Origin of the sequence: Streptomyces sp. NRRL S-495 (assembly GCF_000966955.1) — a bacterium.
GTDB classification, from domain to species: domain Bacteria; phylum Actinomycetota; class Actinomycetes; order Streptomycetales; family Streptomycetaceae; genus Kitasatospora; species Kitasatospora purpeofusca.
Genome location: NZ_JZWY01000053.1, coordinates 1 through 11,754 on the forward strand (window position 1 = coordinate 1; position 11,754 = coordinate 11,754).

The 11,754-nt window shown below is 72.3% G+C and carries 13 protein-coding genes; all 13 read left to right on the plus strand.

From position 1 onward, the window contains the following. Positions 1-143 precede the first annotated feature (143 nt). The gene (locus tag VR45_RS04115; RefSeq protein WP_045938298.1) at positions 144-1,328 is read left to right on the plus strand and encodes a glycosyltransferase family 4 protein; all 1,185 of its coding nucleotides are present in this window, start codon (positions 144-146) and stop codon (positions 1,326-1,328) included. Positions 1,329-1,444: 116 nt separating this feature from the next. Further along, a complete protein-coding gene (locus VR45_RS04120) occupies positions 1,445-1,813 on the plus strand; it encodes a hypothetical protein (protein WP_045938299.1) in 369 nt (122 codons plus the stop codon). Between the two features lie 74 nt (positions 1,814-1,887). After that, entirely contained in the window at positions 1,888-2,388 is a 501-nt protein-coding gene (locus tag VR45_RS04125) for a hypothetical protein (RefSeq protein ID WP_045938307.1), read from the plus strand. A 237-nt stretch (positions 2,389-2,625) separates the two neighbouring features. Further along, positions 2,626-3,537, plus strand: a complete 912-nt coding sequence (gene pdxS / locus VR45_RS04130; protein ID WP_030300161.1) for a pyridoxal 5'-phosphate synthase lyase subunit PdxS — start codon at positions 2,626-2,628, stop codon at positions 3,535-3,537. Between the two features lie 88 nt (positions 3,538-3,625). After that, positions 3,626-4,243: a pyridoxal 5'-phosphate synthase glutaminase subunit PdxT gene (gene pdxT / locus VR45_RS04135; RefSeq protein ID WP_045938300.1), complete on the plus strand. Its 618-nt coding sequence runs from the start codon at positions 3,626-3,628 to the stop codon at positions 4,241-4,243. A 92-nt stretch (positions 4,244-4,335) separates the two neighbouring features. Continuing rightward, a complete protein-coding gene (locus VR45_RS04140; RefSeq protein ID WP_045938301.1) occupies positions 4,336-5,094 on the plus strand; it encodes a YebC/PmpR family DNA-binding transcriptional regulator in 759 nt (252 codons plus the stop codon). Positions 5,095-5,212: 118 nt separating this feature from the next. Then, on the plus strand, positions 5,213-5,767 hold the full coding sequence (gene ruvC / locus VR45_RS04145; RefSeq protein ID WP_045938302.1) for a crossover junction endodeoxyribonuclease RuvC: 555 nt from the start codon (positions 5,213-5,215) through the stop codon (positions 5,765-5,767). Continuing rightward, entirely contained in the window at positions 5,764-6,375 is a 612-nt protein-coding gene (gene ruvA, locus VR45_RS04150; protein WP_045938303.1) for a Holliday junction branch migration protein RuvA, read from the plus strand. The genes ruvC and ruvA overlap by 4 nt, the downstream gene beginning before the upstream one ends. Before the next feature lie 52 nt (positions 6,376-6,427). After that, positions 6,428-7,519: a Holliday junction branch migration DNA helicase RuvB gene (ruvB, locus tag VR45_RS04155; protein ID WP_045938304.1), complete on the plus strand. Its 1,092-nt coding sequence runs from the start codon at positions 6,428-6,430 to the stop codon at positions 7,517-7,519. A 271-nt stretch (positions 7,520-7,790) separates the two neighbouring features. After that, positions 7,791-8,213 (plus strand): preprotein translocase subunit YajC, encoded by a 423-nt coding sequence (gene yajC, locus VR45_RS04160; protein ID WP_052708826.1) that lies wholly within the window; start codon positions 7,791-7,793, stop codon positions 8,211-8,213. Between the two features lie 235 nt (positions 8,214-8,448). Continuing rightward, entirely contained in the window at positions 8,449-10,191 is a 1,743-nt protein-coding gene (gene secD, locus VR45_RS04165) for a protein translocase subunit SecD (protein ID WP_045938309.1), read from the plus strand. Between the two features lie 4 nt (positions 10,192-10,195). Beyond that, on the plus strand, positions 10,196-11,296 hold the full coding sequence (secF, locus tag VR45_RS04170; protein WP_045938305.1) for a protein translocase subunit SecF: 1,101 nt from the start codon (positions 10,196-10,198) through the stop codon (positions 11,294-11,296). A 25-nt stretch (positions 11,297-11,321) separates the two neighbouring features. After that, positions 11,322-11,754: adenine phosphoribosyltransferase (locus tag VR45_RS04175; protein WP_045938306.1), on the plus strand; the 433-nt coding region annotated here is incomplete at its 3' end.

Sequence of the window (11,754 nt, forward strand, 5' to 3'; positions counted from 1 at the left end):
TCGCCGGCCCGGTCGTCGCGAGTCCGGTGGTCGCGAGTCCGGTGGTCGCCGACCCGGCGGCCGAGGCCTCGGGGGCCTGAGGCGTACCCGCCGCCCGCGCTGCCCGTACCGCCCGCACCGTCCGCAGGATTTCGAGGAGACCCGTGAAGATCGGCATCGTCTGCCCGTACGACTGGGACGTCCCCGGTGGCGTGCAGTTCCACATCCGGGACCTCGCCGAGCACCTGATCGGCCTGGGCCACGCGGTGTCGGTGCTGGCGCCGGCCGAGGACGACGAGGCGCTGCCGCCGTACGTGGTCTCGGCGGGGCGGGCGGTGGCGGTGCCGTACAACGGCTCGGTGGCGCGGCTGAGCTTCGGGATCCTGTCGGCGGCCCGGGTGCGGCGGTGGCTGCACGAGGGGCGGTTCGACATCCTGCACGTGCACGAGCCGGCCTCGCCGAGCCTGTCGATGCTGGCGGCCTGGTCGGCCTCGGGGCCGATGGTGGGCACCTTCCACACCTCGAACCCGCGCTCGCGGGCGATGATCGCGGCCTCGCCGATCCTCCAGCCGGGTCTGGAGAAGATGCGGGCCCGGATCGCGGTGAGCGAGTACGCGCGGCGCACCCTGGTGGAGCACCTGGGCGGGGACGCGGTGGTGATCCCGAACGGCGTGGACGTGGGCTTCTTCGCGGAGGCCGAGCCGGACGCGCGCTGGACCGGCGGGGCGGCCGCCGGCGGGCCGGGGACGATCGGCTTCATCGGGCGGATCAACGAGCCGCGCAAGGGGCTGCCGACGCTGCTGGCGGCGCTGCCGCGGATCCTGGCGGAGCGGCCCGGGGTGCGGCTGCTGGTCGCGGGCAAGGGCGACGAGGAGGAGGCGGTCGCCGGGCTGGCGCCGGAGGTCCGCGCGCAGGTGGAGTTCCTCGGCATGGTGAGCGACCGGGAGAAGGCCCGGCTGCTGCGCAGTGTGGACCTGTACGTGGCGCCCAACACCGGCGGCGAGAGCTTCGGGATCATCCTGGTCGAGGCGATGTCGGCGGGCGCGCCGGTGCTGGCGAGCGATCTGGACGCGTTCAAGCAGGTGCTGGACGGCGGGGACGCGGGCGAGCTGTTCCCGGTGGAGGACGCGGACGCGCTGGCGCGGACGGCGCTGCGGCTGCTGGGGGACCCGGGGCGGCTGGAGGAGCTGCGGAAGGCGGCGTCGCGGCATGTGCGGCGGTTCGACTGGTCGACCGTGGGCGCGGACATCCTGGCCGTCTACGAGACGGTGACGGCGGGTGCGGCGGCGGTGGTCGAGGAGGACGAGCGCAGCGGCCGGCGGGGCCGGTTCGGGCTGGCCCGGGACTGAGCCGTTGGCGGGGCGCGGATAGGGTCGGACGGTTGTCCCGTTCGACGTCCGGTTCGACGTCCCCGGTCCCGACAGCCGTCGCGACCGCTGTCCCGACCGTGCCCCCGGAGGCCCCGATGCCGCAGATCTCCGTCGACTACTCGCCGAGCCTGGCCGGCTCCTTCGACCGCCGTGAGCTGGGGCTGGCGATCAACCGGCTCGCGGTGGAGACCATCAACGCCACGCCCGAGGGCTGCAAGACGGTCTTCCGGCAGACCGACCCGGAGGTCGTGGTGGGCTTCGGCGAGCGGGCCGAGGCGCAGTTGTTCGTGCAGTTCCAGATCTTCCCGGGGCGGACCCCGGAGGCGAAGGCGGCACTCACCGAGGCGGTGCTGGCGCTGCTGGCCGAGCGGGTGGAGCCGGCGCCTGGGGAGCGGCTGCAGCTCGCGGTGGACGTGCGCGACATCGACCGCGAGGCGTACCGGAACACGGCGGTCGAGGGGTGAACCGGGAGCACCCGGTAGCGTAGCGCCCCGTGACTACGTGGATCTGGGCCGGCGTGGCCGTGGTGCTGTTCGGGATGTACCTGAGTTGGACGGCCGGGAGGCTGGACCGGCTGCACGCCCGGATCGACGCCGCCCGGGCGGCGCTGGACGCGCAGCTGGTCCGCCGGGCGTCGGTGGCGATGGAGCTGGCGACGTCCTCGCTGCTGGACCCGGCGGCGTCGCTGCTGCTGCTGGACGCGGCGCACGCGGCCCGGCAGGCGGAGGACGAGCAGCGCGAGGTGGCCGAGAGCCAGCTGAGCCTGGCTCTGCGGGCGGTGTTCGCAGAGCCGGAGCAGGTGGCGGTGCTGGTGGCCGAGCCGGGCGGCGAGGAGGCGGTGCGGGACCTGACGGCGGCGGTGCGGCGGGTGCCGATGGCACGGCGGTTCCACAACGACGCGGTGCGGGCGGCGCGGGCGGTGCGGGAGCACCGGCTGGTGCGGTACTTCCGGCTGGCGGGCCGGGCGCCGTTCCCGATGGCGTTCGAGATGGACGACGCGCCGCCGTCGGCGCTCACTCCGGAGGGCGCGCCGGCGTAGGGTGCGCCGGAGCGGCGTGCGCGGCGGGGGAGCGGGCCGGGACCGGGCGCGGGACCGGGTGGGGCAAGTCCGGCAGGGCCGGGTGGAACGCGTCTCACCCGGTGCGGCGGGTGGGTCCGGATCCGGCCTGTTTGTCGTATCCCGTCACGCACGCTGGACTTGGTGGCGCATGGAGGGGCCGTTTCTTCCGCCTACCATAGGGCGATAGCACTGGTTCATCTTCGAGTGAGGTCTCACGTGTCCACCACCCCCACCACCGCAGACCAGCCGCAGATCGGTACCGCCCGGGTCAAGCGCGGCATGGCCGAGCAGCTCAAGGGCGGTGTGATCATGGACGTGGTCAACGCCGAGCAGGCGAAGATCGCCGAGGACGCCGGCGCTGTGGCCGTCATGGCCCTGGAGCGCGTGCCGGCCGACATCCGCAAGGACGGCGGCGTGGCCCGCATGTCGGACCCGAACATGATCGAGGAGATCATCGCCGCGGTCTCGATCCCGGTCATGGCGAAGTCCCGGATCGGCCACTTCGTCGAGGCCCAGGTCCTCCAGTCGCTGGGTGTCGACTACATCGACGAGTCCGAGGTGCTGACCCCGGCCGACGAGGTCAACCACTCCGACAAGTTCGCGTTCACCACGCCCTTCGTCTGTGGTGCCACCAACCTGGGCGAGGCGCTGCGCCGCATCGCCGAGGGCGCGGCCATGATCCGCTCCAAGGGCGAGGCCGGCACCGGCAACGTCGTCGAGGCCGTCCGCCACCTGCGCCAGATCAAGAACGAGATCGCCAAGCTGCGGGGCTTCGACAACAACGAGCTGTACGCCGCCGCCAAGGAGCTCCGCGCCCCGTACGAGCTGGTCAAGGAGGTCGCCGAGCTCGGCAAGCTGCCGGTCGTGCTGTTCTCCGCCGGTGGTGTGGCCACCCCGGCCGACGCCGCGCTGATGCGCCAGCTGGGTGCCGAGGGTGTCTTCGTCGGCTCCGGCATCTTCAAGTCGGGCGACCCGGCGAAGCGTGCCGCCGCGATCGTCAAGGCCACCACGTTCTTCGACGACCCGAAGATCATCGCCGACGCCTCCCGCAACCTGGGCGAGGCCATGGTCGGCATCAACTGCGACACCCTGCCGGAGACCGAGCGCTACGCCAACCGCGGCTGGTAATACGCCTCCCACGGCCCGCCGCACGGTGTGATCATCGGCGCGGCGGGCCGCTGCGCGTCGTCCGTTCGAGAGTCAAGAGGTACGAGAAGTGTCCACTCCAGTCATCGGCGTCCTCGCCCTTCAGGGCGACGTCCGTGAGCACCTGATCGCGCTGGCCGAGGCCGACGCGCTGGCCCGTCCGGTCCGCCGGGTGGAGGAGCTGGCCGAGGTCGACGCGCTGGTGATCCCCGGCGGGGAGTCCACCACGATGTCCAAGCTGGCGCTGCTGTTCGGCGTGATGGGCCCGCTGCGCGAGCGGGTGGCGGCCGGGATGCCGGTGTACGGGACCTGCGCCGGCATGATCATGCTGGCCGACAAGATCCTGGACGGGCGCGAGGACCAGGAGACGGTGGGCGGCATCGACATGACCGTGCGCCGCAACGCCTTCGGCCGCCAGAACGAGTCCTTCGAGTCGGGCGTCGCCTTCACGGGCCTGGACGAGGCGCCGGTGCACGGCGTGTTCATCCGCGCCCCGTGGGTGGAGGCGGTCGGCGCGGGCGTTCAGGTGCTGGCCGAGCTGCCGGCCGCCGACGGCCCGGAGAGCCGGATCGTCGCGGTGCGCCAGGGCAACCTGCTGGCCACCTCGTTCCACCCCGAGCTCACCGGCGACCACCGGGTGCATGCCTACTTCGTGCGGATGGTCGAGGAGCACCTCGCCGCCGCGTGACGGTGCGCGAACGACCGTGTGCGGGCGAGGACCGACCGCACCGGTAAGATCTCATCTGTTCATTTCCCATTGGCGACGTAAAGGAGCTGGCGATGTCCGGCCACTCTAAGTGGGCTACCACCAAGCACAAGAAGGCCGTGATCGACGCCAAGCGCGGCAAGCTCTTCGCCAAGATGATCAAGAACATCGAGGTGGCGGCGCGCACCGGCGGTCCCGACGTGGGCGGCAACCCGACCCTCTACGACGCCATCCAGAAGGCGAAGAAGAGCTCGGTCCCGATCGACAACATCAACCGCGCCGTCAAGCGCGGTGGCGGTCTGGAGGCCGGCGGCGCCGACTACCAGACCATCATGTACGAGGGCTACGGCCCGAACGGTGTCGCGGTGCTCATCGAGTGCCTCACCGACAACCGCAACCGTGCCGCCTCCGACGTGCGCGTGGCGATGACCCGCAACGGCGGCTCGATGGCCGACCCGGGCTCGGTCTCGTACCTGTTCAACCGCAAGGGCGTCGTGATCGTCCCCAAGGCCGACGGCGTGGACGAGGACAAGCTCTTCGAGGTCGTGCTCGACCAGGAGCCCGAGGAGATCAACGACCTCGGCGACTCCTTCGAGATCGTCTCCGAGGCCTCCAAGATGGTCGCCGTGCGCACCGCCCTGGTGGACGCCGGTGTCGACTACGACTCGGCCGAGGCCAACTTCCTGCCGAGCATGCAGGTCGAGCTGGACGTCGACGGCGCCCGCAAGATCCTGAAGCTGATCGACGCCCTGGAGGACAGCGACGACGTACAGAACGTCTTCGCCAACTTCGACATCAGCGACGAGGTCGGTGCGCAGCTCGACTCCGAGTGATCGCGCCCCCTCCCGGCCCGGCGGTCCCCAGGACCGCCGGGCCGGTGTCGTCGGTGGCGCTGTCGGTGGTGGACGGTAGCCTTCGCAGATCGGAGGACGTCAGGTCGAAGGGGGAGCCTTGGTTCGGGTGCTGGGGGTCGATCCCGGGCTGACCAGGTGCGGGATCGGCGTGGTCGAGGGCGCGCCGGGCCGGCCGCTGCGGATGGTCGGGGTCGGGGTGGTGCGCACCCCCGCCGAGGCGGAGATCGGGCCGCGGCTGCTGCTGGTCGAGCAGGGCATCGAGGCCTGGCTGGACGAGCACCGGCCCGAGCTGGTGGCCGTCGAGCGGGTCTTCGCCCAGCACAACGTCCGCACCGTGATGGGCACCGCGCAGGCCAGCGCGGTCGCGATGCTCTGCGCCACCCGGCGCGGCATACCGGTCACCCTGCACACCCCCAGCGAGGTCAAGGCCGCCGTCACCGGCTCAGGACGGGCCGACAAGGCCCAGGTCACGGCGATGGTGCAGCGGCTGCTGCGGCTCGACGCGCCGCCGAAGCCGGCCGACGCCGCCGACGCGCTGGCGCTGGCCATCTGCCACATCTGGCGCGGCGGCGCCACCAACCGCCTGGAGGCCGCGATCAAGGCGGCCGCCCGCACCACCACCCCGCCCGGCCCGAGAGGAACCCTCCGATGATCGCCTTCGTGCAAGGACCAGTGGCGGCGATCTCCGCCGGCCTCGCGGTGGTGGAGGTCGGCGGTGTCGGCATGGCGGTGCAGTGCACGCCGGCAACCCTGGCCGGCCTGCGGCTGGGCGAGCCGGCCCGGCTGGCCACCTCGCTGGTGGTCAGGGAGGACTCGCTGACCCTGTTCGGCTTCGCCGACGACGACGAGCGCGCCGTCTTCGAGATCCTCCAGGCCGCGCCCGGGGTCGGCCCGAAGCTGGCGCAGGCCGTGCTCGGGGTGCACAGCCCGGACGCGCTGCGCGCCGCGGTGGCGAGCGGCGACGAGAAGGCGCTGGTGGCGGTGCCCGGCATCGGCAAGGCCAAGGCGGCCAAGCTGCTGCTGGAGTACAAGGACAAGCTGGGCGCGCCGCACGGCGCGGTGCCGGCGCAGAAGCCGGTCGCGAGCGGCCCGGCGCCGTGGGGCGAGCAGCTGCACTCCGCGCTGGTGGGTCTCGGCTACGCGCCCCGCGAGGCGGACGAGGCGGTCGCCGCCGTCGCCCCGGAGGCGGAGGCGCAGTCGACGCCGGACGTCGGAGCGCTGCTGCGGCTCGCGCTGCGGGGCCTCAACCGTTCGCGCTGAAGCCAGCTGACGACCAGTCACTTTGTCGACACCGATGTGGGAGCCCCCGCCGATGAGCCCGTACGACCCCGAGCCCGCCGACCGGCTGGTGACCGCCGCCGCCGACGGTGAGGACCAGGCCGTAGAGGCGGCGCTGCGCCCCAAGCTCCTGGACGAGTTCATCGGCCAGGAGCGGGTGCGCGAGCAGCTGTCGCTGGTGCTCCAGGCCGCCCGCCGGCGCGGCTCCGCGCCGGACCACGTCCTGCTCAGCGGCCCGCCCGGGCTCGGCAAGACCACCCTGTCGATGATCATCGCGGCCGAGCTGGGCGCCCCGATCCGGATCACCTCCGGGCCGGCGATCCAGCACGCGGGGGACCTCGCGGCGATCCTCTCCTCGCTCGCCGAGGGGGAGGTGCTCTTCCTCGACGAGATCCACCGGATGTCCCGGCCCGCCGAGGAGATGCTCTACATGGCGATGGAGGACTTCCGGGTCGACGTGATCGTCGGCAAGGGGCCGGGCGCGACCGCCATCCCGCTGGAGCTGCCGCCGTTCACCCTGGTCGGCGCGACCACCCGGGCCGGTCTGCTGCCGCCGCCGCTGCGGGACCGGTTCGGCTTCACCGGCCACATGGAGTTCTACGCCCCGGCCGAGCTGCAGCGGGTGGTGCACCGCTCGGCCGCGCTGCTGGACGTGGAGATCGACCCGGCCGGCGCGGCCGAGATCGCCGGCCGCTCCCGGGGGACGCCGCGGATCGCCAACCGGCTGCTGCGCCGGGTCCGCGACTACGCGCAGGTGCGGCACGACGGCGTGGTGACCGCCGAGATCGCCGGCCGGGCGCTGGAGGTCTACGAGGTGGACGCCCGTGGTCTGGACCGCCTGGACCGCGCGGTGCTGGGCGCGCTGCTGCGGCTCTTCGGCGGCGGCCCGGTCGGGCTGTCCACCCTCGCGGTCGCGGTCGGTGAGGAGGCCGAGACGGTCGAGGAGGTCGCCGAACCGTTCCTGGTCCGCGAGGGCCTGCTGGCCCGCACCCCGCGCGGGCGGATCGCCACCGCCGCCGCCTGGCAGCACCTCGGCCTGGTGCCGCCGGCACAGCCGGGCCGCGGCGCGGTGCCCGCCCAGCCCGAACTCTTCGCCCCCGACGGGCCCCGGAGCCCCGAAAACTGAGCGGGAGCCCGGGCGGGAGGCCGAACGGGTGAGGGCGGAGCGTATGCGGAGCGTGCGCGCCCGCCGCCGGGGTGGCCGCGCGATCCGGGGGAGAAGTCCCGGGAAACTGTGCAGGCGGAGGCTCGCCACTTTCGGCGGCAGGATGCGATGCTTGGCGTTGTCCGATCAGTTCGGGGTCGCCTAGACTCCGCCGGACCGCCCCTCTCACCCGACGGGACGACCATTACCACACAGGCCGCCGGCCGGCGGCCCGTAAAGGACCCTGGCTGCAGTGAACCTCATCATCCTTCTCCTCCCGATCCTCGCGATCGTGCTCATGTTCCGGTCGCAGAAGAAGCGCCAGTCGCAGATGCAGCAGATGCAGACCGCGCTGGAGCCCGGGGCGGGAGTCCGGACCATCGGTGGTCTGTACGCGCGGGTGAAGGCGGTCAACGAGGAGACCGTCGAGCTGGAGATCGCGCCGGGCGTGGTCAGCCACTTCACCAAGAGCGCGATCGCGGCGGTCATGGACCCCGCGGACTACGACGCGATCATCAACGGCCGCCCCGCCGAGGACGAGCCGGTCGACGCCGTGGACACCGCGGACGCCGAGATCGAGCCGGCCGCCGCCGAGCCGCTGTCGTTCACCAAGGACGACGCCGCCAAGGGCGACGCGAAGGCCGAGGCCGAGGGCGGCGCTCCCGCGAGCAAGTAGTACGGCCGGGCAACCCGCCCGGTCGCGCGGCGCAACGCCGCGAGCCCACAGGACTCAGGGCCGCAGTTCCGCCACACCCCGTCCAGCCACGAGCCGGGCGGGGTCCGGTGGGGGGAAGTGGCATGGACAGGGAGAAACGAGCAAGGTGGCAACACCCAAGTCGCGCCCGCGCGACGGCTACCCAGGGCGGGCGCTGGCCCTCATCCTGGTCGTCACCGTCGGACTGGTCGCCCTCATGTTCGGGACGGGCAACACCAAGCCCCGCCTCGGGATCGACCTCGCCGGCGGTACCAGCATCACGCTGAGTGCGAAGTCGAGCGACCCCAAGGCGATCAACAAGTCCAACATGGACATCGCCACCGGGATCATCGAGCAGCGGGTCAACGGGATGGGCGTCTCCGAGGCGGAGGTGCAGACCCAGGGTGACCGCAACATCATCGTGAACATCCCCAAGGGCGGGGACAAGCAGACCGCGGCCGACCAGGTCGGCACCACCGCGAAGCTGTTCTTCCGCCCGGTCCTCGCCCTCGCCCCGAGCGGCCTCCAGGCCCCGGCCCCGAGCGCGACCCCGTCCACGGGCGCGACCGGCACCCCGGCCGCCACCCCCGCCGCGACCGGGACGGGTTCCGCCGCCCCGAGCGCCGCCGCCACCGCCGCCGGGACCGGCACGCCGAGCGCGAGCGCCACCAAGCAGGGCCGCCCGGCCGGTGAGGCCCTCGCGGCCGACAACACGCCGTCGCCGGTCGCCACCACCGGTGCCGCCGCCTCCGCCGCCCCGGCCGCCGCGACCGGCACGCCGTCGGCCGCCGCCACGCCCCCGGCCAACCCGGACCTCTCCGCCGCGATGACCTCGGGCACCGTGCCGCCGGAGCTGGCCGCACAGTTCGCCGCGCTGGACTGCAGCAAGCCGGAGCAGCGGAACAAGAACTACCAGGGCGCCGACGGCGCGCCGACCGTCGCCTGCACGCAGAAGGACGAGAAGGGCCTGTTCTACAAGCTCGCGCTCGGCCCCGTCGCGGTCGAGGGCAAGAACGTGTCCAAGGCCCAGGCGAGCATCGACACCCAGCAGGGCGGCGGCTGGCAGGTCCAGCTGCAGTTCGACGGCAAGGGCACCGACGCGTTCACCGCCGTCACCGGCCAGCTGGCCACCCAGCCCGACCCGACCAACCAGTTCGCCATCGTGCTGGACGGCCAGGTCGTCTCCCACCCGTACGTCCGCGGCGCCATCCCCGGCGGCTCGGCCGTGATCTCCGGCAACTTCGGCCAGGAGGAGGCGCAGAGCCTCGCCAACGTGCTGAGCTTCGGCGCGCTGCCGCTGGAGTTCACCACCAGCGACGTCACCACCGTCTCCCCGCAGCTCGGCGGCGACCAGCTGAAGGCCGGCCTGGTCGCCGGTCTGATCGGCATGGTCCTGGTGGTCCTGTACTCGCTGGTCTACTACCGCGGTCTGGGCCTGGTCTCGATCGCCGGTCTGCTCGTCTCGGCGGCCCTGACCTACTCGATCATGAGCCTGCTCGGCGGCGGGATCGGCTTCGCGCTGAACCTGCCCGCGGTCTGCGGCGCGATCGTCGCGATCGGTATCACCGCGGACTCCTTCATCGTGTACTTCGAGCGCATCCGCGACGAGGTCCGCGAGGGCGCACTGCTGCGTCCGGCGGTCCAGCGGGCCTGGCCGCGCGCCCGGCGCACCATCCTGGTGTCGGACTTCGTCTCCTTCCTCTGTGCCGCCGTGCTCTACGTGGTCTCGGTCGGCAAGGTGCAGGGCTTCGCCTTCACGCTGGGCCTGACCACGGCGCTCGACGTCGTGGTGATCTTCCTCTTCACCAAGCCGCTGATCACGCTGCTGGCCCGCCGGAAGTTCTTCTCCGACGGCCACCCGTGGTCCGGTCTGGACCCGAAGCGGCTGGGCGCACGTCCGCCGCTGCGCAGCACCCGTCGTCGCAACCCTTCGTCCTCCGCCGCCGTGAAGGGGGCCTGACACCGTGTCGCGCTTCTCCAATCTGGGCCACAGGCTCTACCAGGGCGAGGTCAGCTTCGACTTCGTCGGCCGCCGCAAGCTCTGGTACAGCATCTCCGGTGTGATCGTCCTGGTCGCCGCGATCGGTCTGGCGATGGGCCTGCACCTGGGCATCGAGTTCAAGGGCGGCTCGGTCTACACCGTGACCAAGCCCGGGCTCTCGGTGTCGCAGGCCCAGGACGCCGTGGACAAGATCGTGTCCTCGCACCCGCTGGTGCAGTCGACCGACAACGGCAAGATCCGGATCCAGATCTCCTCCGAGGACAAGACCACCGCCTCGGAGTTCACCAGCAAGCTGGCCCCGGCGATCGGCGTCCCCGCCGCCGAGATCGACACCCAGGTGATCGGCCCCAGCTGGGGTGAGCAGATCTCCAACAAGGCGATCACCGGCCTGGTCATCTTCATGATCCTGGTGACGATCTACCTGGCGATCGCCTTCGAGTGGCGGATGGCGGTGGCCGCCCTGGTCGCCCTCATCCACGACCTCCTGATCACCATCGGCGTCTACGCCCTGGTCGGTTTCGAGGTCACCCCGGGTACCGTGATCGGCTTCCTGACCATCCTCGGCTACTCGCTCTACGACACGGTCGTCGTCTTCGACACCGTGAAGGAGAACGCCAAGGGGCTCACCAAGCAGAACAAGATCACCTACAGCGAGGCGGCCAACGCGGGCCTCAACCAGACCCTGGTCCGCTCGCTCAACACCACGGTGGTCGCCCTGCTCCCGGTGGCGGCGCTGCTGTTCATCGGTGGCGGTCTGCTCGGTGCCGGCACCCTGAACGACATCTCGCTGGCCCTGTTCATCGGTCTCGCCGCCGGTGCCTACTCGTCCATCTGCGTCGCCACCCCGCTGCTCGCGCAGCTGAAGGAGGAGCAGCCGGAGATGAAGGCCCTCGCCAAGCGGGTGGCCCAGCGCCGGGCCGCCGAGGCCAAGGCCACCGCGGCGGCGGAGGCCGGCGACGGTGAGGAGATCGCGGACGAGGACCTGCCGGCGGGTATGGTCGGTCAGCGCGGCAGGGCGGCCGGCACCACGCGTGCCAAGGGCCGTCCGTCCACCAAGCGCTGATCCCCGCCGACCGTAAGGACCCTTCGTGACCACCGCCGACACCACACTGGCCGAGCTGCTCACCAGCCGGATCCGGGACGTTCCGGACTACCCGAAGCCGGGCGTGCTGTTCAAGGACATCGCGCCGCTGCTCGCCGACGCCGAGGCCTTCGCCGTGCTCACCCGGGCGCTGGCGGAGCGGGCGCGGGAGCTCGGGGCCACCAAGGTGGTCGGTCTGGAGGCACGCGGGTTCGTGCTGGCGGCTCCGGCGGCCTTCGCGGCCGGGCTCGGCTTCGTGCCGATCCGCAAGCAGGGCAAGCTGCCCGGCGAGGTGTTCCGGCGCTCGTACGAGCTGGAGTACGGCTCGGCGACGCTGGAGGTGCAGTGCGACGCCTTCGCGCCCGGTGAGCGGGTGCTGGTGGTGGACGACGTGCTGGCCACCGGCGGGACCGTCGGCGCCTCGCTGGACCTGGTCCGGG